This is a genomic window from Algibacter sp. L3A6 (genome assembly GCF_009796825.1).
Taxonomy (GTDB): Bacteria; Bacteroidota; Bacteroidia; order Flavobacteriales; family Flavobacteriaceae; genus Algibacter.
In genome coordinates, this window is the sequence record NZ_CP047030.1 from 987,456 (window position 1) to 1,010,818 (window position 23,363).

Annotated in this window: 19 protein-coding genes and 1 tRNA gene; 10 read left to right on the forward strand and 10 right to left on the reverse strand. The window is 34.1% G+C overall.

The features are described from left to right. Both GQR98_RS04155 and GQR98_RS04160 read left to right on the forward strand, forming a co-directional pair. Entirely contained in the window at positions 1 to 486 is a 486-nt protein-coding gene (locus tag GQR98_RS04155; protein ID WP_159018414.1) for an SRPBCC family protein, read from the forward strand. Continuing rightward, positions 476 to 1,765 carry a cryptochrome/photolyase family protein gene (locus GQR98_RS04160; RefSeq protein ID WP_159018415.1) on the forward strand — a complete coding sequence of 430 codons (1,290 nt, stop codon included), beginning with the start codon at positions 476 to 478 and terminating at the stop codon, positions 1,763 to 1,765. Before GQR98_RS04155 ends, GQR98_RS04160 begins: the two co-directional genes overlap by 11 nt. A 51-nt stretch (positions 1,766 to 1,816) precedes the next feature. Here GQR98_RS04160 and alaS read toward each other — a convergent pair whose 3' ends face one another. Next, on the reverse strand, positions 1,817 to 4,432 hold the full coding sequence (alaS, locus tag GQR98_RS04165) for an alanine--tRNA ligase (RefSeq protein ID WP_159018416.1): 2,616 nt from the start codon (positions 4,430 to 4,432) through the stop codon (positions 1,817 to 1,819). Positions 4,433 to 4,628: 196 nt separating this feature from the next. On the opposite strand from alaS, the gene GQR98_RS04170 reads away from it, so the two are divergent. From GQR98_RS04170 to GQR98_RS04190, 5 genes are all read left to right on the forward strand, one after another. Then, complete coding sequence (locus GQR98_RS04170) at positions 4,629 to 5,600, forward strand: M23 family metallopeptidase (protein ID WP_159018417.1); 972 nt, start codon at positions 4,629 to 4,631, stop codon at positions 5,598 to 5,600. Next, positions 5,600 to 5,929 (forward strand): MerR family transcriptional regulator, encoded by a 330-nt coding sequence (locus GQR98_RS04175; protein ID WP_042496730.1) that lies wholly within the window; start codon positions 5,600 to 5,602, stop codon positions 5,927 to 5,929. The genes GQR98_RS04170 and GQR98_RS04175 overlap by 1 nt, the downstream gene beginning before the upstream one ends. Positions 5,930 to 6,047: 118 nt before the next feature. Further along, positions 6,048 to 6,641 (forward strand): LemA family protein, encoded by a 594-nt coding sequence (locus tag GQR98_RS04180; protein WP_159018418.1) that lies wholly within the window; start codon positions 6,048 to 6,050, stop codon positions 6,639 to 6,641. Between the two features lie 49 nt (positions 6,642 to 6,690). Then, positions 6,691 to 7,131 carry a TPM domain-containing protein gene (locus tag GQR98_RS04185; RefSeq protein WP_159018419.1) on the forward strand — a complete coding sequence of 147 codons (441 nt, stop codon included), beginning with the start codon at positions 6,691 to 6,693 and terminating at the stop codon, positions 7,129 to 7,131. A 48-nt stretch (positions 7,132 to 7,179) separates the two neighbouring features. Then, positions 7,180 to 7,995 (forward strand): TPM domain-containing protein, encoded by an 816-nt coding sequence (locus GQR98_RS04190; protein ID WP_159018420.1) that lies wholly within the window; start codon positions 7,180 to 7,182, stop codon positions 7,993 to 7,995. 79 nt (positions 7,996 to 8,074) lie between these two features. Here GQR98_RS04190 and GQR98_RS04195 read toward each other — a convergent pair whose 3' ends face one another. Together GQR98_RS04195 and der are read right to left on the reverse strand one after the other, a co-directional pair. Then, entirely contained in the window at positions 8,075 to 10,195 is a 2,121-nt protein-coding gene (locus GQR98_RS04195; protein WP_159018421.1) for a M3 family metallopeptidase, read from the reverse strand. 79 nt (positions 10,196 to 10,274) lie between these two features. After that, positions 10,275 to 11,579 carry a ribosome biogenesis GTPase Der gene (der, locus tag GQR98_RS04200; protein WP_159018422.1) on the reverse strand — a complete coding sequence of 435 codons (1,305 nt, stop codon included), beginning with the start codon at positions 11,577 to 11,579 and terminating at the stop codon, positions 10,275 to 10,277. A 97-nt stretch (positions 11,580 to 11,676) separates the two neighbouring features. Between der and GQR98_RS04205 the strand changes: the two genes are divergently transcribed. After that, positions 11,677 to 12,174 (forward strand): GTP-binding protein, encoded by a 498-nt coding sequence (locus GQR98_RS04205; RefSeq protein ID WP_159018423.1) that lies wholly within the window; start codon positions 11,677 to 11,679, stop codon positions 12,172 to 12,174. A 141-nt stretch (positions 12,175 to 12,315) separates the two neighbouring features. Here the strand turns inward: GQR98_RS04205 and era are convergent, their stop codons facing one another. The 5 genes from era to GQR98_RS04230 all read right to left on the reverse strand — a co-directional run bounded on the left by era (position 12,316) and on the right by GQR98_RS04230 (position 18,219). Further along, positions 12,316 to 13,197, reverse strand: a complete 882-nt coding sequence (gene era / locus GQR98_RS04210; RefSeq protein ID WP_042502661.1) for a GTPase Era — start codon at positions 13,195 to 13,197, stop codon at positions 12,316 to 12,318. A 164-nt stretch (positions 13,198 to 13,361) separates the two neighbouring features. Further along, the gene (locus GQR98_RS04215) at positions 13,362 to 14,087 is read right to left on the reverse strand and encodes an FKBP-type peptidyl-prolyl cis-trans isomerase (protein ID WP_159018424.1); all 726 of its coding nucleotides are present in this window, start codon (positions 14,085 to 14,087) and stop codon (positions 13,362 to 13,364) included. Positions 14,088 to 14,437: 350 nt separating this feature from the next. Further along, positions 14,438 to 14,519, reverse strand: a tRNA-Tyr gene (locus GQR98_RS04220). Positions 14,520 to 14,577: 58 nt separating this feature from the next. Continuing rightward, positions 14,578 to 17,328 carry a TonB-dependent receptor gene (locus GQR98_RS04225; protein ID WP_159018425.1) on the reverse strand — a complete coding sequence of 917 codons (2,751 nt, stop codon included), beginning with the start codon at positions 17,326 to 17,328 and terminating at the stop codon, positions 14,578 to 14,580. 42 nt (positions 17,329 to 17,370) lie between these two features. Next, on the reverse strand, positions 17,371 to 18,219 hold the full coding sequence (locus GQR98_RS04230) for a GLPGLI family protein (RefSeq protein ID WP_159018426.1): 849 nt from the start codon (positions 18,217 to 18,219) through the stop codon (positions 17,371 to 17,373). A 162-nt stretch (positions 18,220 to 18,381) separates the two neighbouring features. Here GQR98_RS04230 and GQR98_RS04235 point away from each other — a divergent pair, with 162 nt between their 5' ends. Then, positions 18,382 to 19,161 carry a hypothetical protein gene (locus tag GQR98_RS04235; protein ID WP_159018427.1) on the forward strand — a complete coding sequence of 260 codons (780 nt, stop codon included), beginning with the start codon at positions 18,382 to 18,384 and terminating at the stop codon, positions 19,159 to 19,161. 4 nt (positions 19,162 to 19,165) lie between these two features. Next, positions 19,166 to 19,780 carry a deoxynucleoside kinase gene (locus tag GQR98_RS04240; RefSeq protein WP_159018428.1) on the forward strand — a complete coding sequence of 205 codons (615 nt, stop codon included), beginning with the start codon at positions 19,166 to 19,168 and terminating at the stop codon, positions 19,778 to 19,780. A gap of 55 nt (positions 19,781 to 19,835) precedes the next feature. Here the strand turns inward: GQR98_RS04240 and GQR98_RS04245 are convergent, their stop codons facing one another. Together GQR98_RS04245 and GQR98_RS04250 are read right to left on the reverse strand one after the other, a co-directional pair. Next, positions 19,836 to 20,834, reverse strand: coding sequence for an App1 family protein (locus tag GQR98_RS04245; protein WP_159018429.1), 999 nt, complete (start codon positions 20,832 to 20,834; stop codon positions 19,836 to 19,838). Positions 20,835 to 20,905: 71 nt separating this feature from the next. Beyond that, positions 20,906 to 23,314 (reverse strand): sodium-translocating pyrophosphatase, encoded by a 2,409-nt coding sequence (locus tag GQR98_RS04250; protein WP_159018430.1) that lies wholly within the window; start codon positions 23,312 to 23,314, stop codon positions 20,906 to 20,908. Between the last annotated feature and the right edge of the window lie 49 nt (positions 23,315 to 23,363).

Here is a 23,363-nt window from a genome sequence, read left to right on the forward strand (position 1 = left end):
ATGATTAATATAAAAAAACATTCTGGAATTTACACCTTAGAGGCTACACAAGAAATCGACATTCCGATACATGAAGCTTGGTCTTTTTTTAGCTCTCCTAATAATCTAGAAAAAATCACACCTTCAGAAATGGGTTTTAAAATCACATCTGAAGTAGATAAAAAGGCTTATGCCGGACAAATAATAACTTATAAAGTTGGTATTCTCCCAGGTATAAATACAAATTGGGTTACAGAAATAACACAAGTTGAACACGAATCTTTCTTTATAGACGAGCAGCGTTTTGGGCCATACAGAATGTGGCATCATGAACATTGGTTTTACAGCCAACCTGACGGAAAAACATTAATGAAAGATAAAATCTCATACAAAATACCTTTTGGAATTTTAGGTGATTTAGCTCAAACTCTTTTTATAAAAAAACAATTAAAAGGTATTTTCGAATACCGTTTTAAAACCTTAGAAACCTACTTTAATGGAAAATAAAATCACTCTATTTTGGTTTCGACGCGACTTAAGACTAGAAGATAACACGGCTTTACATTATGCTCTAAAATCGAGTAACAATGTATTACCTATTTTTATTTTTGATGATGATATTTTAGACTCATTACCTAAAGATGATGCTAGGGTTTCCTTTATTCACAACACTTTAGAAAACATAAACAAAGAACTTACCGAGTTTGGATCGAGCCTTGTTGTAAAAAAAGGATCGACTCTAGAAATTTGGAAAGCTCTAATTGCAGAGCATAACATTGAGCGTGTGTTTTTTAATAAAGATTACGAACCTTACGCCATAAAAAGAGACCTTGAAATCTCAAATTTATTAAGTGCTAATGGCATAGAAGCAAAGTCTTTTAAAGACCAAGTAATTTTTGAAGAAAACGATATTCTAAAAAACGACAACACACCTTATACGATATACACACCGTTTAAGAATAAGTGGTTAAAAAAATTCGATGACAAAGCAGATGTATTAAATCATGACATCGATAACACTAGATTCCATAAGATTAACTCAACTTTTACTTCTTTAGAAGATATTGGGTTTACTAAAAGCGATATACGAGTAAAACCATATAACTTAACGGCTTTGGATCGCTATGACGAAGTCCGAAATTTTCCAGCACAAGACCAAACCTCATACCTTTCACCACATTTAAGATTTGGACTTGTTAGCACCAGAAACATGGTGAAATTAGCATTAAAAACAAATGCTATATTTTTAAGTGAGCTTATTTGGCGCGAATTTTTCATGCAAATCCTCTTTCATTTCCCTAAAGTAGTTACCGAAAATTTCAAACAAAAATACGATGCGATACCCTGGAGGAATAACGAAGCAGACTTTAAAGCTTGGTGCGAAGGAAAAACGGGTTACCCCATGGTAGATGCCGGTATGCGCGAATTAAACAAAACGGGATATATGCACAACCGTGTACGTATGATTACTGCCGGATTTCTATGTAAACACCTTTTAATAGATTGGCGTTGGGGCGAAGCATATTTCGCTGAAAAGCTACTAGATTACGAACTCTCTGCAAATAATGGAAACTGGCAATGGGCCGCTGGCACAGGTTGCGATGCCGCACCTTATTTTAGAGTTTTTAATCCTGCCGAGCAGTTGAAAAAATTTGATAAAGATACCATTTACATACGCCGTTGGGTTGAAGATTATGATGAATTAACCTATCCGCAACCTATGGTCGAACATAAATTTGCACGAGAACGTGCTATTTCTACATACAAAAAAGCGCTAAATCCTTAATTAAGGTTTAGCGCTTTTTCATTATTAGCAATGGATTAAAACTGTTCTGTTTTATCCAATATAGGCCTTTGCTCCATCTAATGCTTTTGTAATACCATCTGGATTTTTACCTCCAGCAGTTGCAAAAAATGGTTGTCCACCTCCACCACCTTGGATATGTTTACCAAGTTCGCGAACTACTTGCCCAGCATTTAAGCCTTTACTAGCAACTAATTCTTTTGAGATGTAGCATGATAATAATGCTTTTCCGTTTTGTTCGGTTGCAAACAATAAGAATAAATTATCAAACTGCGATCCTAAATCGAAAGCAACATCTTTTAATCCGCCAGCATCCAAATCTAATTTTTTGGCTAAAAACTGAACGCCATTAATTTCAGCTAATTCACTTCTTAATTCACCTTTTATATTTTTAGCTTTATCTTTTAATAAACCTTCAATTTGCTTTTTAAGATTGGTGTTTTCATCTTGTAAATTCTGAAGTGCTTTTACAGGCTCTTTAGCATTGTTAAGTAAATCTTTCATTTCGAAGAATGTTCTGTTGTTTTCAGAATAAAAATCTTTTACAGCATCGTTAGTGATAGCTTCAATTCTTCTAATTCCAGCTGCAACAGCACCTTCTGAAACTATTTTAAAATGCCAAATATCACCTGTATTTTTAACGTGTGTCCCACCACAAAGTTCAACAGATTGTCCAAAACGAATAGCACGAACCGTATCGCCATATTTTTCTCCAAACAAACTCATAGCACCATCTGCGATAGCTTCTTCCTTTGGAACATTTCTTTTTTCAACTAAAGGCAACTTACCTTCTATTCTGGCATTTACAAAGTTCTCTACATCTTGCAATTCTTCGGTTGTTAATTTAGAAAAATGCGAGAAATCAAAACGCAAATACTTAGAGTTTACAGCCGATCCTTTTTGTTCTACATGAGTTCCTAAAATCTCTCTTAAGGCCTGATGTAATAAATGTGTTGCTGTATGGTTACTCTCTGTTCGATTACGTTGTTTTTCATCTACTACCGCTTTAAAGCTTTCGTTAATATGCTTTGGTAAATTTTTAGCGAAGTGAATAATAACGTTACTTTCTTTTTTAGTATCTAAAATATAAACAACATCACCATGGGCATCTTCCAAGTAACCTTTATCTCCAACTTGCCCTCCGCCTTCTGGGTAAAACGGTGTTAAGTTAAATACTAATTGATACATTTCGCCATCTTTTTTAGAAACAACTTTACGGTATCTTGTTAATTTCACATTAGCTTCAAGCGAATCATAACCAACAAATTCTTCTTCGGAATCGTTACTTAAAATCGTCCAATCATCAGTAGACATTTCGCTAGCTGCACGCGAGCGATTCTTTTGCTTTTGTAATTCTTCATTAAAGCCCTTTTCATCTAACTTCAATCCTTTTTCAGAAAGAATAAGCGCTGTTAAATCTATAGGAAAACCATAAGTATCATACAATTCGAAAGCGCGCTCTCCAGAAACTGTATCTCCTTTTGTAGTTTCTACAATTCTATTTAATAAGACCAAACCTTGATCTAATGTTCTTAAAAATGATTGTTCTTCTTCTTTTATAACATTTTCAATAAGTTGTTTTTGAGCTTTCAATTCCGGGAAAGCATCCCCCATTTTTTCGCTTAAAACAGTAACTAACCTATAAATAAAAGGTTCTTTTTTCTCTAAAAATGTAAATCCGTAACGTACAGCACGGCGTAAAATTCTTCGAATTACATAACCTGCACCAGTATTACTTGGCAATTGTCCATCTGCAATTGAAAACGCTACGGCACGAACGTGATCGGAAATTACACGAATAGCAACATCTACCTCTTCGTTCTTATTGTATGTTTTATTGGTAACTGCTTCAATTTCGCGAATAATTGGTGTAAACACATCGGTATCATAATTAGATTGCACGCCTTGTAAAACCATACAAAGACGCTCAAAGCCCATACCTGTATCAATATGCTTATCTGGTAAAGCCTCTAAACTTCCGTTCGCTTTTCTGTTATATTGCATAAAAACGAGGTTCCATATTTCCACCACTTGCGGATGATCCATGTTTACCAAATCTTTACCAGAAACTTTAGCTTTTTCTTCCGCAGAACGAATATCTACGTGTATTTCACTACATGGACCACATGGACCTTGATCGCCCATTTCCCAGAAGTTGTCCTTTTTGTTACCTTTTAATATGCGATCTTCAGAAATATATTGTTTCCAAAAATCGTAAGCTTCGGTATCCATGCTTAAATTATCGTCGTCATCACTGCCTTCAAAAACGGTAACGTACAAAATATCTTTATCTACGCCATAAACATCAACTAAAAGTTCCCAAGCCCAAGCAATAGCTTCCTTTTTAAAGTAATCGCCAAAACTCCAGTTACCAAGCATTTCGAACAATGTATGGTGGTAGGTATCATAACCAACTTCTTCTAAATCGTTATGTTTTCCAGAAACACGCAAACATTTTTGCGAATCGGTAATTCTATTATTTTTAGGCTGGGCGTTTCCAAGAAAATATTCTTTAAAAGGCGCCATCCCTGCGTTTACAAACATAAGGGTTGGATCATCTTTTAAAACCATGGGAGCCGATGGCACAATACTATGCTTTTTATCTTCAAAAAAACTTAAAAACTTAGCGCGGATGTCTTGAGACTTCATATATAAAATATTCTCTTTTCAGTTATTTTCTATTAATTACAAAACAATTTTTATCTTTACTTTTCAGTTAAAAAAACTACAAACAGCGGTTTTATTATTCTATTAATAATAAATGATTAGCTTTGTTCGTTCTGCTTTTAAAATTTAAAGCACTGAAACAAAAATTGTAAAGCGCAAAAATAGTATAAAAATAGTAATGAGTAAGGTAAAATATTATTACGATTCTGATTCACTTTCTTACAGGAAGATTGAGCGCCGAAAAAGGACGACGTTTAAGTATGCTTTTATGTTTATTTTAGCATCGGCACTCTTTGGTTTCTTGTTCGTTTTTATATCAAGTCAATACGTAGAATCACCCAAAGAACGGTCTCTCGCAAGAGAATTACACAACATGCAATTGCAGTATGAATTGCTGAATAAAAAAATGAACGAAGCCGAAAACGTTTTGGCTAATGTTGCCGATAGAGACAACAATATTTATCGTGTTTATTTTGAAGCTAACCCTATTCCGGAAGCACAACGTCGCGCTGGTTTTGGTGGAATCAACAGATATAAAAACTTAGAGGGCTTTGATAACTCTAAACTTATTATTGAAAGTAATAAGCGTTTAGATATTTTACAAAAGCAAATTGTTGTGCAATCTAAATCGCTAGATGAAATTGCTGTACTTGCTAAAGAAAAAGAAAAACTGCTAGCAGCAATACCAGCTATTCAGCCTGTGAATAACAAAGATTTGAAACGTATGGCCTCTGGTTATGGTATGAGATCGGATCCTTTTACAAAGGCTCGAAAAATGCACTGGGGTATGGATTTTACAGCACCACGTGGCACACCTATTTACGCTTCTGGCGATGGAATTGTGGTTCGTGCAGATTCTGGATCTACAGGTTATGGAAACCATATTAGAATAGATCATGGCTTTGGATACATTAGTTTATATGCGCATTTATACAAATACAATGTGCGAAAAAACCAAAAAGTACAACGTGGTGATTTAATTGGATTTGTTGGTAGTACCGGAAGATCGGAAGCACCACATTTACATTACGAAATTTTTAAAGACGGCGACCGCATAAACCCAATGAACTTCTACTACGGAAGTTTAACTGCGGAAGAATACAGCAAACTTTTAGAACACGCTTCATTAGAAAATCAATCTTTAGATTAATGCATATAGATTTACCAGAAAAGCGATATTATGCTATTGGAGAAGTGGCCAAAGCCTTCGGAGTAAACACCTCTTTAATACGTTTTTGGGAAAAAGAATTTGATGTCCTTAAACCTAAAAAAAACGCAAAAGGCAACCGGAAATTTACACCAGAAGATGTTAAAAACTTAAAGTTTATCTATCATTTAGTAAAAGAGCGTGGCTTTACGCTAGAAGGTGCGAAAACACATTTAAAGGAAGAAAAAAAAGAAGCACTAAGCAACTTTGAAATTATTAATACTTTAGAGAACATTAAAACGCAACTTATCAAAATAAAAGAACATCTTTAAGTATTAACTAAAGACGCATTGAAATTAAACCAAATTTTATGTCTTAAAACAGTAACTTTTTAAGAAACATTGAGTCTAATATATTGAGAACTAAAATCAACATTCAAATTATTTTATCATGAAAAAATTTTTACCATTAATTATAATTGCAATTCTTGCCATTGGCGCATACTCTTGGGGTAAAGGATTTAACAATACCGCTGTAACTTTAAAAGAAACAGCAACTAAAACTTGGGCAAATGTAGAAAGTAGCTACCAACGTAGAAACGATTTAATTGGCAACTTAGTAAAAACAGTACAAGGTGCAGCCGATTTTGAAAAAGGGACGTTACAAGCCGTTATAGAAGCACGAGCTAAAGCAACTTCTATTACTATAGACCCAACAAATATTACACCAGAACAATTAGCAAAATTCAACCAAGCACAAGGCGGCTTATCTGGAGCTTTAAAAAGTTTATTAGTAACTGTAGAGCGCTATCCTGATTTAAAAGCAAACCAAAACTTTTTAGAATTACAAAGTCAATTAGAAGGCACAGAAAACAGAATTAACGTTGCTAGAGATCGCTTTAACGCAACTGTAGAGCCATACAACATGCATATTAAAACGTTTCCTAATTCTATATTAGCAGGTTTATTTAATTTTGACCCATTAAATTATTTCAAAGCTGAAGCTGGAAGTGAAAAAGCACCAGACGTAGATTTTGAATTCTAATAAACTCATCTATTACATTTAATATTTCACAAAAGTAAATAATACAAACATGTCTAATAAAGTTGAAGCATTTTTAACAAGCGAAGAAGAGCAAGACATTGTTGAAGCTATTCGTTTAGCCGAATTAAATACATCTGGTGAAATACGAGTTCATATTGAAAACACTTCCAATGGAGATGCTACACATCGTGCTTTAGAAGTGTTTCATTATTTAAAAATGGACAACACAAAATTGCAAAACGGTGTACTTATTTACGTTGCTATAGACGATAAAACGTTTGTAATTTATGGTGATGAAGGTATAAACAAAGTAGTTCCCAAAAACTTTTGGGACAGCACAAAAGATGTGATGCAATCGCACTTTAAATCTGGTAATTTTAAGCAAGGTATTATTGAAGGTATTCAAAAAGCCGGCGAACAATTAGAATCTTTTTTCCCTTGGAAACATGATGATATCGACGAATTATCTAACGAAATTTCAAAAGGATAGTACAAAAACATGCAGCACTCAGTATCTAGTATTCGGTCGCAGTTTAAAATGAAAAATCTTTTTTTCGTTGTTTTACTCACTACACTTTTATGCACTAACTTTTCTTTTGCACAATATGAAATTCCCAAAACACCAGATTTTCAAACAAGTGTTTACGATTACTACAATCTTTTAAGTGCATCACAAAAAAGCAACTTAGAACAAAAACTTATAAAATATTCCGACACGACTTCAACCCAAATAGTAGTAGCTATTATTGCTTCTACCGGAGGTGAAAACATTAATTATTTAGGTGCTAAATGGGGACAAGCCTGGAAAATTGGACAAGAGAAAGAAGATAACGGTGTACTTATTTTACTAGCTCGTGATGATAGACGTATTGCCATTAACACGGGGTACGGCGTTGAGCACTTACTAACCGATGCGATGTCTAAAAGAATTATTAACCTTGATATTATTCCATATTTTAAACAGAATGATTATTACGGTGGATTAAACAAGGGCGCCGATGCTATTTTTGAAGTATTAACTGGCGAATATAAAGGCACAAGACAATCCTCTAACCAAGAAGGTATTCCTGTTGGTTTTATTATGTTATTGGTTTTTATATTTTTTATTATCCTTATCTCTATTTCCAAAAACAAACGCGGAGGTGGCGGCGGAAACAATAGAGGAAATCGATCTGCAGGTTCCGATATACTCGAGGCTATTATTTTGAGTAATTTAGGCCGTGGTAACTACCGAAGAGGCTCTTCTGGAGGTTTTGGTGGTGGCTTTGGAGGCGGAAGCTCTAGCGGAGGTGGTTTTGGCGGAGGCTTCGGTGGTGGAGGCTTTGGCGGAGGTGGTGCTTCTGGTGGTTGGTAAATTTACTCCATAAAAAAAAGGAAGGCATTTATTAACGCCCTCCTTTTCTATATTTATTAAAACAAATAATCTTACTTCTTTAGAAGCCTACATTATTAATGTAAGCATCTACTTCCATATCATGTCCAACAAAATCGGTAAAAGCTTTATTTAAGTCAACACTATTACCAACAGATAATATATATTTTCTAAAACGTTCTCCATTTTCACGATTCATACCACCGTTTGCTTTAATCCAATCGTAAGTATTATAATCTAATGTTTTACTCCACGTGTAAGCGTAATATCCTGCAGAATAACCACTACCCCAAACATGTGCAAAGTAAGGTGTATGATACCTAGATGGCACTTCACTTACTAGTAATCCGTTTTTAGCTAAAGCTTCTTTTTCAAATTCTAAAACAGGTTTAAAATCTGCTTCGTTTTCTACAGTATGCCACATCATATCAATAACAGATGCTGCTAATAATTCTGTTACATCATAACCTTTATTAAACATTTCAGCCTTCATTAACTTATCAATTAAAGCCTGAGGAATGGTTTCTTTAGTTTCGTAATGTATTGCATAGTTTTTTAAAACATCTGGCTCTAAAGCCGCATGCTCATTTATTTGAGAAGGAAACTCAACATAATCTCTAGGCACACTTGTACCAGATAAAGACACATATTGTTGGTTAGCAAATAAACCATGTAATGTATGGCCAAACTCATGAAACATAGTGGTTACGTTATCAAAACTTATTAAGCTCGGGTTACCTTCAGTAGGTTTTATGTAATTAAATACATTAACGATTACTGGTTTTTGCTTTAAATAATGAGACTGATTAACAAAACTATTCATCCAAGCACCACCTTTTTTAGTATCGCGTGTGTAAAAATCTAAATAGTACAATGCTAAGCTAGATCCGTCTTTATCAAAAACTTCATAAGTAATAACATCTGGATTGTAAACCGGTAAATCTGTACGTTTTTTAAACGTGATACCATACATACGTTCCGCAGCATAAAACACACCATTCTCTAAAACCGAATTTAATTCGAAATAAGGTTCAAGTTCTTTTTGATCTAAATCGTACTTCGCTTTTTTAACTTGTTCTGCATAAAAACTCCAATCCCATGGTTCTAATTTAAAACCACCATTTTGAGCGTCTATAATACTTTGAATATTAGCTGCTTCTTTTTTTGCTTGAGCCACAGATGCTTTGCCTAATTCTGATAACAGATTTAAAGCACGATCTGGAGTTTTAGCCATTTGGTTTTGAAGTTTCCATTCAGCATAATTTTTCTTCCCCATTAATTGGGCTTTTTGCATACGTAAAAGTGCTATCTCTTCAACAACTTGCCTAGTATCGGCATCGTTACCCTTTTCAGCTCTTGTAAACGAAGCCTCAAATAATTTTTGACGTGTTTCTCTATTTTTTAATACAGCTAATAAAGGCTGTTGAGTAGTATTAGACAATCCAAGAATATATTTCCCTTCGTGTCCAGCTTCTTCAGCTTTAAGTTTTGCTCTTTCAATATCATCAGGACTTAAGCCATCAAGCTCTTCAGCAGTATCTACAACCAAAGCCGCGTCTTTACGAGCTTTTAGTAACCTACTATTAAACTCAGTTTTTAAAACAGAAAGTTTTTTATTAATTTCCATCATCTTTTCCTTGTCTTCAGCAGACAAACTAGCGCCTGCCATTTCAAAACGCTTTAAGTAGTAATCGACTAACTTTAAATCTTCACCTTTTAAAGTTGAAAGATCTAATGCTTTTATGCGATTATAAATTTTAGAATTAAGATAAATATCATCGGAGTGCGATGAAAATATTGGTGCATACTCCTTCTCTATGGCTTGTAATGTAGGGTTGGTGCTAGAACCTGTAAGATTGTAAAATACATTTGTTGCTCTACCCAAAACTTCTCCACTTAACTCGATAGCCAAAACGGTATTTTCGAATGTTGGAGTTGCTGTATTATTGGTTATTGCATCAATTTCGGAATCGTGTAATTTTAGACCTTCTTTAAAAGCGGGTACAAAATCTTCATCTTTAATTAAATCAAACTGAGGTGCTTGATATTGTAATGTGCTTTTTTGAACTAAAGGATTCTGGTTCTCATCTATTTTTTCTTTGGTTTTAGACGTACAAGAAAATAAGACAACATTAACAAGAACCAAGCATATAGCATGATGCTTTGTAAGGTGATTTATCATTGTTTTAGATTAAGTTATTAGTATATAAAAATACATAACTTAATCTAAAAACAACGTTATAAATTTATTGGTTTTTGATTTACTTTTTACGCATGTAAACGCTTACCGGAACACCTTTAAAATCAAACTTTTCACGAAGTTTGTTTTCTAGAAAACGTTTGTAAGGTTCTTTTACGTATTGTGGTAAGTTACAGAAAAATGCAAACTGCGGCTGCGGTGTTGGCAACTGCATAATGTATTTAATTTTAACGTATTTAGCTTTGTATGCTGGTGGTGGGTAGTTTTCAATAAGTGGTAAAAACACCTCGTTAAGCTTACTTGTTTTTATCTTTTTAGATCGGTTATGGTAAACCTCAACAGCTGTTTCAATAGCTTTAAAAATACGTTGCTTTGTTAACACAGAGATAAAAACAACAGGTACATCTGTAAAGGGCTCCATTTGTTGTTTAATAACGCGCTCGTACTCTTTCATAGATTTGTGGTCTTTCTCTACTAAATCCCACTTATTTACAAGAATAACAATACCTTTTCTGTTTCTTTGTGCTAACCAAAAAATATTTTGAACCTGACCATCGAAACCACGAGTGGCATCTAAAACGACTAAACATACATCGGCATGCTCAATAGCACGAACAGATCGCATTACAGAATAAAATTCTAAATCTTCTTTCACTTTAGACTTTCTTCTAATTCCAGCAGTATCTACTAAATTAAATTCGAATCCAAAACGATTATATTTTGTATCAATAGAGTCACGAGTTGTTCCTGCAACATCTGTAACAATATATCTATCTTCTCCTATTAAAGCATTTATGAATGATGATTTTCCTGCATTAGGACGGCCAACTACCGCAAAACGAGGTAACACTTGCTCTTCAACTTCTTCCTTTTCAGGTAAAGCTTCAACTAAAGCATCTAATAGATCTCCGGTTCCACTACCATTTATACTTGCAATGGTATAATATTCACCTAAACCTAAAGAATAAAACTCTACTGCATCTGCCGCACGTTTACCGTTATCAACTTTATTTACAACAAGAAAAACCGGTTTGTTTACTTTACGTAACAACTCTGCAACATCCTCATCCATTCCAGTAACACCAGTTTCAACATCTACCATAAAAATAATGGCATCGGCTTCATCTATTGCTAATTCAACTTGTTTATCAATTTCTGCTTCAAAAACATCATCACTACCTAAAACGTATCCGCCGGTATCAATTAACGAAAATTCTTTACCATTCCAATCACTTTTACCGTAATGACGGTCTCTTGTAACACCACTAACGGCATCTACAATTGCCTCACGACGTTGTATTAAACGATTGAAAAAAGTTGATTTGCCAACATTTGGTCTTCCTACTATTGCTACTATATTACTCATAAGTTTTGTTTTTATGCATTACATATCCTGTAAGCGGCTGCAAAGATAGTGTTTAGTTCGATAGAAAAGAGTATTTTACTTTCCTAATGAATTAATTATGAATACACCACTAAACGAAATTGTACTTAGACCTCGGTTTAAAATGGAACTACCAAGAACAAACACCTCGGTTTTAAAGGACTTTGAAGATAGCAAGACCTTACAGTCTGATTTTATTGTATCTACAGTTGACGATCATGTATTTATTAAACTCCCTAAAGAAAAACAACATTTTTGGTCGCCGCAACTGCATTTAGAGATAAATGAAGTGGATAAAAACACTAGTTTATTGCGTGGTTTGTTCGGGCCAAGCCCAACCGTTTGGACCATGTTTATGTTTTTTCATTTTGCTATTGCCATGCTTTTTATTGTGTTTAGCATTTGGGCCTATAGTAATTGGGCTTTAAAAGCTCCTTACCAAACACAAATTATAGGTTTGGTTGTTTTAACAGGAATTTGGTTTGCGCTGTACTTTGCTGGTAGAGTGAGTAAATTTTCTAACCAAACGGAAATGAATGCCTTATATAATTTTATGAATAGTATTTGTAAGGCATAAAAAAAGCTCTAATTGCTACCAACCAAAGCTTTTAAACTAAACTAACTCAAACTTTTTCAAAATACCAATGTTTTGAATGGCACAAAGATGCGGTTCAAGTTTTAACTAAAGGTTACCTAATTAAAAAGATAACGTTAGCTTTTACTGATTATATCCAAAACGTCTTAACTGCTTTTGGTTACTTCTCCAGTTTTTGTTTACTTTTACATACAGCTCTAAGTGAATTTGTTTACCGAAAAACTTTTCTAAATCTTTTCTAGCCTCTACACCTACGCGTTTTAAAGCTGTGCCTTTATGGCCAATTATGATACCTTTTTGAGTTTCGCGCTCTACCATAATTACAGATCGCATTCTAATAATTTTTTCTTCCTCGAAAAACTCCTCTGTTTCTATTTCTACAGCATAAGGAATTTCTTTTTTATAATGAAGAAGGATTTTTTCGCGAATAGTTTCATTTATAAAGAAACGCTCTGGTTTATCCGTTAATTGATCTTTTGGATAAAAAGCTGGCGATTCTGGCAATAACTCGATAATTCTATGAAATACTTCTTTCACTTGAAAACCTTGTAAAGCCGAAATAGGAATAATTTCTGCATTTGGCACTTTCTCTGCCCAAAGTTGCACTTGAGTTTCTAATTGTTCCTGATCTGATATATCAATTTTATTCAAAAGTAATAAAACAGGGATTTTAGACGCTTTAATTTTATTAAAGAACGCTTCATCTTTTAAAGCTTGCTCTCCAATTTCTACCATATAAATTAATATATCTGCATCTTCAAAGGCCGATTTTACAAACCCCATCATAGATTCTTGCAACTCGTAAGCGGGCTTAATAATACCAGGAGTATCACTTAATACCACCTGAAAATCGTCTCCATTTACAATACCTAAAATTCTATGGCGTGTAGTTTGTGCCTTAGAAGTGATGATAGATAATTTTTCACCTATAAAGGCATTCATTAGTGTTGATTTTCCAACGTTTGGATTACCAATAATATTTACAAAACCTGCTTTATGGTTCATAGTCTTCAATTTATTAAGTTGCAAAGTTACAACCTTTATTTTTTTGAATTTACTAAAACAAAAAAGACTGCCATTTTCAGGCAGTCTTTTTTATATATTTAAACGTTTCATTCTAATTATAAGTTGAAAACCTCAACACTATAATTAAAAGAATATGTTTTAAATTACTTAACGATTTCTAATAATTCAACATCGAATACTAAAACATCGAAAGGCTTAATTTTTCCACCTCTTGGAGTTGCTCCGTAACCTAATTCTTGTGGTACAAAGAATTTATATTTAGAACCTACAGACATTAACTGTAAACCTTCTGTCCAACCTGGAATAACTTGAGTTACACCAAAAGTAGCTGGAGTTCCACGATCTACAGAACTATCAAAAATAGTTCCATCGGTTAACGTACCATGGTAATGTACTTTTACTTGAGAAGCTGTTGTTGGCTTTTCGCCTGTCCCTTCTTCTTCAACAATATATTGTAATCCGCTTTCTGTTACTTGAACACCATCTTTAGATTTGTTTTCTTCTAAAAATTTCTCACCAGCTAATTTAACTTCACCAAACTCAGCTTCTGCTTTTTTAGCAGCTTCTTCTTTTTGTTTAGCAATATCAGCTTGTTGCTTTTTTTGGAAATAAGCTTGTACTACTTTTTGAGCTTCTGCTTGATCTATTAAAATATCAGTAGAATCAATAGCGTTCATAAACCCTTGGATAAACAACTCGTTATCAAACTCAGAGAAACTAGTTTTTACATTTCTAGCAACGTCCATACCGATAGCATAACTTACTGAATCTAATTCTGTTTTTACAGGCTTTTTTGTAACTCCTGTGTTATTACAAGATGCCATTAATGCTGTAAGAGCAACTAGGCTTAAAACTTTAATTGTTTTCATTTTTTTGTGTTAAATTAATTTGCAGTCAAATGTAATAAAATTATAATAGCTACAAAATAGCTTTAAGCTCTATTTAACAAAAAACATTAAGCTTATACGTACACGGGATTTAAGAAATGATGCCTAATTTAAGGAAGAAAGTTTATAAAATAAAAAAGCCTGCTATTAGCAGGCTTTTTGGTTTAAAGTGGGGAGAGTAGGATTAAATATCCTATTTCCTAATTCGTGAAAGTGAAAAGCTAAGCTGTTATCACAGCTTTACATTTTTGTTTTAAAATATTTTCCGAAATAAATTTCGAAAAAACTTTTAAAACAAAAAAGTCTGCCAAGGCAGACTTTTCGGGTTAAAGTGGGGAGAGTAGGATTCGAACCTACGAAGACGTAGTCAGCAGATTTACAGTCTGCCCTCGTTGGCCGCTTGAGTATCTCCCCAAAACTGACCGCAAATATATTACTGTTTATCAATTCTACAAAACAAATTTCGTTTTTTTTACAATTCGTATCGAATTCTAAAAGTTAAGAAGCGTGGTTGTATATAATATTCAGTGGCACTTACAGAAATCGTGCCCACATTACTTTGATTTTGAGACCTGGTATTTAATAAGTTAGTCGCTTTAACTTCATATTCCCATTTGCTGTCTTCATCTTTTTTATAAGCTAAAGAGGCATCCCAAAATTCATAAGAATTTATTGTTTTTTCTTCATCTGAAAAGTTATTATATGAATAATCGGTCTTAAAAGTGAAGCTTTTTAAGATTAAAGCATCAAATTCTATCGATGGCGCCTTAGTAAAAAACTTTGTTCTTTGCGTTCCTTGATCGTTATCTTGAATGCTGTAACGATACCCTAATTCAAAATTTGGAGCTTCTTTAAAATTAGTTCTTAATTCGCCTCTATAGGTTTGCGAATAGGTTTCGTTAGCAAACGGCAAATTATTTACAAGCTGGTTGTAATTAGTGTAACTTAAATTACCAGTAGCTGTTGCTCTAAACTTACCTATTGTTTTTTGAACTCGAGCATTAGCACTAGCGCTTTCATCGGCTAGATTGGAATTGTAAGGACTACTTACTCTAATAACACTTCCGATAGGTAATTCTGAATTTGTTCTAATTCTATCTACTGTTTTACTATAGTTTAATCGTGCCGAAACATTGGTGTAATTAAACATATTAAAACTGAAATACGATAAATTGAAGTTATGAGCCAAAGCACTTTCCAACTCCTGATTCCCAGAAAAAACCGAACTATAATCGTTTAAAACTAAACCTCTAGCTAATTGATTAACATCGGTAAAGTTGGTTTGCATATCGTAATTAAAAATAATACGTTCACTCTTTTTTAACTGAATCAACATATTAAAATCTGGTAGTAATCTAAAAAAATTATCAGTATAACTTACATCAAACTGGTCATTTTTAGCACTATAAGCATGTGCAGAAAAACCAGGCGTAAATGTAAAAATCCCAGATTTTAAGCGATAATGCGCTCCTGCATAAACATCGGTAAACGTGTAAGCGATATCGTTTACATCCAAGCCATCGTTAATAGTTGGAGTTGAGTCAAAATCGGTATCGTTATCTAAAGTTTGAAATATATTAGAATCGAAATCTTGTTTACTATAAATGGTTCCAACGGTAAAATTAATATCACTTTTTTGATTTATAATATTCCAGTAATCAACCTTAGCATCCATTTGATTAGATTTTACGCGCTTATCCTGATTGATATCATATTGAATTTGATTTCTATCGAAACCTAAATTACTTGCCGTATCATCGTAAGCATCACTCGGGTTGATTGGATCGTCTAAATCATTATCATTATTAGTCGGGTCGTTTTCTAGAATAGCATTGTAAAAAGGGTCTTCATCTTGCCATAAATGTTGCACTTCTAAAGCAAAAATATTTTTTTCATTTAAAGTGTAGTAATAATTTAAGTTTTGATTGATACTAAAAGGAGAAGAACTTTCTAACTCACTAACATCTCCAACACGAGATGATAATACAAATTGATCTTGCGACTCCTTAGACGTTCTTGCCAACACATCGTAATCTAATTGATTACTTCCGTTTGGCTTATACTTTGCACTAAACTTCAACATAGCCATATCACTACGTTGGCGTGTATTGCTTTCTTTATTTTCATCACGAGAAGCATCATCCAAAAATTGCACATCGCTAATTTCTGTTAAATCTGTTCGGTTACTTAACAGAATGGCGAAACCACTTAAATCTAAAGTTGATTTAGGCGAATAGCTAAAATTAGCAGCTCCGAATTTGGTGTTAATATTTTTAGCTCTATTATTCTGAAGTGATAAGAACCCTAAATTATTACTACCTAAATCTATGTTTGTTCCACTACTTCTACTCGGCGATCTAAAACCACCTGTAAAGTTGAAATAATCGCGACGTGTAAACGCTATTTCTCCAATATTATTTAAATCTCCAATTACATTTATACTGTATTCCGGGCTGTAATAAAATAACTTAGGTTGAAATAAATACAATAAATCATTATCTGAAGTACCACCACCAGCCGTAACATTTCCGAACCAAAAATTCTTTTTACCTTGTTTAAGTCTAATATTTATAGCAATGTTATCTTGGTTATTGGTTACTCCACCTAATTGGCCAACTTCGGCATAATTTTTAAGAACCTCAACTTTATCAATGGCATTTGCAGGAATGTTTTGAGTGGCTAGTTTAGAGTCTCCATCAAAAAACTCTTTACCTTCAACCATAACTTTACCAACCTTTACGCCTTCTACTTCTATTTCGCCATCATCGTTAATCTCTACACCTGGTAGTTTATCTAAAACATCACCTAATTTTCGCTCTGTACCAGACTTAAAAGAATCTGCATTATAAACAATAGTATCGCCCTTGATAGTTACAGGCATTTCGTAAACCAACTCCACGGCATCCAGCGTATTATCTTCTACTAAAACAAAATCTTGAATCATTGCTCCTTCTTTGGTAATAACCTCAGCCTGTCCCGTTCTCATACCTATATAACTCACTTGAATATTATACCTGGCATTTTTCTCTACTGAAAGTTTGTAACGACCATCTGGATTTGTAATACCATAAGCATCTAGCTTTTGCGTATCTTGATTTATAGCAATAACATTTGCTAACTCTAACGGTTCACCAATACTATCTCTAACAACACCTTCTAGTTTAACTTGAGCAAAGGTTGTACTTACCGCTAAAAGCAGCGCAAAAACGATTAAATTTTTCACAGAATAAATTTTCGATTAATTACTATAATAAAATGATTGTTACTAGCGTCTTCCGCCGCCGCCACGATTTCCACCTCGACCGCCACGCATAGCTTGCATTTCTTCCATTTTTTTCTTCACAATGGCATCATATTCTGCTTGTGTTACTTCTTTTCCTTTAGATGGCACTTTCATTTCATCTTTTTCTGAAGGATTTAAAACAATTTTAGAACACAGAATTGTAGTTTTATCTGCGTTAATCTCTAGAATTAAACCAGGTAACCCCCAATATTTATCAGGCCCTTGGTTTACAGGAATCTGAGGTGTATACCAAGCTGTAACCATAATTTCTTTAGGCTTTTCTTCTTCATCCTTTTTATCTTCATCGCCAGATGGTCTTCTTCCAAAGTTACTGATATCAAATTCCGAAGCTTCCTTTACTGCTGTAGCTTTAAAACAAGTATATTGCCCAATGGTTTTAGTTTCCGAACCTAATTCCCATTTCAACTGTTGTAATTCATCTTTTATTAAAAACTGTTTTCCAAAAAACTCCTGTTCTTGTAAAAGCTCTTGGTCTCTAACATTTTTATATTGATCGCCACCAGTAAAACTCATCGCTCCAAAACGAGGACCTCTACCTGTACTTGGTGCTTCTAAACGTTCTTCTTCCTTATATATAGATTCCGATTGGTTAAAAGTTAGAATAAAAGTTTTCTCTAGCATACTTTTCATTCGGCCAGCAATTTCTTTTTTACGCTCTTCACTTAGTTGTCCACCACCAAAATTACTCATATCTACAGTAGTTTTAGACTCGTAGTATGCTTTACCTTGAAAGTCTTTTTGAGCAAAAGATAGTACCGTTACAAAAAGTAAACATGCAGTTAATGCTGGTTTTAAAATCTTAAAATTCATTATTCTTATATTTTTGTTTTGTTACTAAAATTAAACTTTAATTTTAGCTTAGACTAAAACAAACACCCAATAGTTTAATCTTGAAGTGTTAAAATAATCTTAAAATAAATACAGTTTTTAATGCCTGAAAAATTGATTCAATTTTTGTAATTTTCCAATCGAATGAAACACGCCACATTAATACTTTTTTTATTTACCCTTTCAATTTTCTCTCAAGAACCTATTGAAGCAACGCTAATAAAAAAAACCTTACTGAATGCTGAGTACTTAGTTTCCGTTAATAATTTTGGCACCTCATTCTATATAAACAACAACGTACTTTATAAAACCCAGGAAGATAAAACTTTAAACTACAACAACTTACAATTAGGAAACATTGAGAGCGCTAACACTTTTAATCCTTTAAAAATTAATCTCTTTTACAAAGATTTCAACACCCTAATAATTCTCGACAACCGCTTATCGGAAATTTTTAAAACCGATTTTAATGCTATTAGCGACTATAAAAATGTTTCGCACGCTTCCACAGGGCATGATAACACCGTTTGGATTTTTAACCAAGACAGCCAAAAACTTGAACTTTTCGATTATAAATTAAGAATATCTCGAGCATATACACAGCCCGTGCAAAGCCAAGTTTTAGACTTAAAAAGCAACTTTAATTATTGCTGGTTACTTACTAAAAACCAACTATACACCTATAATTATTTTGGGAGTTTAATAAAAAAAATAGATAACAACGGTTACACTGCTATTGCGACAGACAATGAAAATTTGGTGATCATGAAGGGAAGCAACTTGTTTTATCTCAATAAAAGCGACGAACAGCCTGCACCTATTCTTCTTCCTAATTTAATAATAAATCAGTTTTTTGTAATCAATGAAACCTTGTATATTTACACCCACAAAACTTTATACGAGTTTCATTTAAAAATAAAATAACACTATGCATATTGCTATTGCCGGAAATATAGGCGCTGGAAAAACCACTCTCACAAAACTGTTAGCAAAACATTACAATTGGGAAGCTCAATTAGAAGATGTGGTAGATAACCCGTACCTAGACGACTTTTACAACCAAATGGAACGCTGGAGTTTTAACCTGCAAGTGTATTTTTTAAATAGTCGTTTCCGTCAAGTTTTACAAATTCGCGAAAGCGGAAAAGCCATTATACAAGATCGTACTATATACGAAGATGCTCATATTTTTGCACCTAACTTACACGCTATGGGTTTAATGACAAATCGTGATTTTGAAAACTACAAATCGCTTTTCGAATTAATGGAATCTCTAGTACAAGGTCCGGACATATTAATTTATTTGCGTAGCACCATCCCTAATTTAGTATCTCAAATACATAAACGCGGTCGTGATTACGAAAACTCTATAAGCATAGATTATTTAAGTAGATTAAACGAGCGTTACGAAGCTTGGATACATGGTTACAACAAAGGGAAACTTTTAATAATTGATGTAGATCACTTAGATTTTGTTGATAAACCTGAAGATTTAGGTTTTGTAATAAATACTATTGATGCTGAAATAAACGGGCTGTTTTAGAACAACCTGTTTTCAATATATGTATTTGTTTTAAATTGAGGTTTAATTGTTAATATTACAATACAAATCCGCTTTTTCGAGCATGCTCAATAGCTTGCTCACTAGTTTCAACCAATAAAACAGGTGTCGTTTTATAATCATTGAACAACCCAGAAACACGTAGCATTTTCTTTTTGTGTTTTACACTGCGCAAATAAATAGCTAAAATTCTATTGGGGAATACCTGAGCAATTTCAATATAAATATCGGGATCGTGCTCCCCACAATCACCAATTAAAATAAACTTTAAGTCTGGGTAAGATTTTAATAAATTAATAATCTCTTTTTGCTTCTCAGGCTTCTCGTCTTTAGGTTTTATTTTAAAAACACTCGGAAACTTTCTAAGAATAATTGGTCCGTTTGGAAAATTATTTTGCTTTAAAAAATAATCTAAATAGCGATACAAGTTCCATGGACTGTGGCTTACATAAAAAATAGGATTTGCTTCATGTTCCTCTTTCCCTTTATGTAATAACTTATAAAATGCAGCGGCACCTTCTAGAGGCAATCGCTTTCCTGCGGATTTTAAAAACGTATTAAAAAGCACACGCCATTTAAACATAGACACAATACCGGTGTGTAAAATAGTATCATCTATATCGCTAATAACTCCAAATTCAGCACTTTTACAAGGAATAAGCATATGAGCAGAAAACTTGTTTTCTGATTGAATTAAACGTTTAACAATTTTATTTTTAAAAGAAAACTCAAACTCAACCCAACCTTCATCATCCTGATATTTACTAATATCATCAACAGTTTCATCTAGCAAAAAATAACCTCTCTCGTCGGTTTTAGTATAAAACACGTGATCATCTCCGAGCCTAACACTGAGTTCTGCATGTTTTACTTCATCTGTTTCAAAACGTTTCCAAGCATTAATCAGTAGTTTTAAAACACTTTTTTGTTCTAAATTAATACTTTCATCTTCTATAGCTCGCCCACGCAAATACACACGGTTGCTGGTACCGTAAGTTTGAAATGCTATAATTTGAACAGGATCTTTTTTAAACATATAGATTGTAAAAATACAAAAAACCACGCTTCCACGTGGTTTTTCAAAATTACTAAAAAAAGAAGTCTAACCTAATTTAAAACCTCTTCTTCAACTTTATTTATATCTTTTTCTAATTCAATTAAAACACCTTTAGCATCTTCACCTAAAGCAGCAAGGCTTTTCTTTACTTCATCTTTGGTTCCTTCAAAATTCTCGTAAGTTGTAGAACCTTCTCCATTTTTTGTAGTTACCGTTTTCACTATGGCTTTAACAGTACCGTCTTCATTTTTATGAACTTCAACATTCACTTGTTTTTTAACCTCAACTTTTTCTATAACTTCTGTATTATTTACATGAGCCACAACACTATCGTTAGATAATGCTATACTTGGTGCAATAACTAAAGCTACAACCGACATCAACTTTAAAAGAATGTTTAATGATGGTCCAGAGGTATCTTTAAAAGGATCACCAACGGTATCACCCACAACAGCAGCTTTATGTGCATCGGTTCCCTTTTTACCTTGCTCTTCTATAGTTTTTTTAGCATTATCCCATGCACCACCAGCGTTAGATTGAAAAATAGCCATAAGCACACCACAAGTGGTTACACCCGCCAAAAGGCCACCTAACATTTCGGCTCCACCTATAAAACCAACAGCAACAGGTACTGCAATAGCTAGTAACCCAGGAAAAACCATTTCTTTTATAGATGCCTTTGTAGAAATATCTACACATTTATCGTATTCAGCATAACCATCGGCTGCATCAAAAATAGCACGATCTTCTTTGGTAGCCTTCGTCATATCCGAATCGTATTTACGCATTACTACTAATGCCGCTTTTAACTGCGGAATATCTCTAAACTGACGACGCACCTCTTCTATCATAGCCATCGCAGCACGACCAACCGCATTCATTGACAAAGCAGAAAACACAAATGGAAGCATACCACCAACTAATAACCCTGCCATGATTGTTGGCTGAGATACATCGATTGCAGTTACATTAGCCGTTTTCATGAAAGCCGCAAATAAAGCTAACGCTGTTAAGGCAGCAGAAGCAATAGCAAAACCTTTACCTACTGCTGCAGTTGTATTACCCACAGCATCTAGTTTATCTGTACGTTCACGAACTTCACTTGGCAACTCTGCCATTTCTGCAATCCCGCCAGCATTATCACAAATTGGTCCATAAGCATCTACTGCTAACTGAATACCTGTATTTGCTAACATACCAACCGCTGCAATTGCAATACCGTATAATCCAGCAAAGTGATGCGATACAATAATAGCCGCAGCAATTAAAAGAATTGGAATAGCGGTAGACATCATCCCCACACCTAAACCTGCAATAATATTTGTTGCAGCTCCAGTTTCCGATTGTTCTACTATAGACATTACTGGTCTTTTTCCTGTAGCCGTATAATATTCTGTTACTTTACCAACAGCTAAACCAGCGACTAAACCAGCAATAGTTGCCCAAAACACACCCATAGCTCCAAATGGCAATCCCTCTACAGATTCTGGCAACAAGGCATTAATAATAAAATAAGATGCTATAACCATTAAACCTGCAGAACCAAATTCCCCAATGTTTAATGCTGTTTGTGGATTTCCTCCATCTTTTACTTTTACAAAAAAGGTTCCTAATATAGACATTACAATACCAACAGCTCCCAAAACTAAAGGAAGATACACCGCACCCAAACCATTAAAATCTGGAGTTAGAATAAATGCTCCTAAAACCATAGTACCAATAATAGACCCTACGTAAGATTCGAATAAATCGGCTCCCATACCTGCAACATCACCAACGTTATCACCAACATTATCTGCAATAGTTGCTGGGTTTAATGGATGATCTTCAGGAATACCTGCTTCAACCTTACCAACAAGATCGGCACCAACATCGGCTGCTTTAGTATAGATACCACCACCAACACGAGCGAATAAAGCAATAGATGAAGCTCCCAATGAAAACCCTGAAAGTACGTTTAATACCATCGCTAAATTTTCTGCACCAGGCCAGAGGTTTTGATAAATCATAAATAAGCCACTTAAGCCTAAAATTCCTAAACCTACAACTCCAAGTCCCATTACGGCACCACCAGCAAAGGCAACTTCTAAAGCTCGTCCCAAAGATGTTCTAGCGGCTTGTGTGGTTCTTACATTCGCTTTGGTAGCAACCTTCATACCTATAAATCCTGCAAGTGCAGAACATATAGCTCCAATAACAAACGAAACGGCTACAATACCGCTCGATCCAACTTCCGATATACCCTTGAAGTATAACAAAATGGCTACGGCTACCACAAAAATTGATAAAATTTTGTATTCTGCTTTTAAAAAAGACATGGCGCCATCGGCAATATTTTTGGCAATCCGAATCATTTTTTCATCGCCTTGGTCCTGCTTAGTCACCCAAGCACTTTTAATAAAGACGAACACTAATGCACCTACCCCGAAGAGCGGTAATAATTTGATTATTAATTCCATAAGAGTTAGTTGATTTTTTGGTTGTTGTTAATTTTACCAAGCTAAAAAT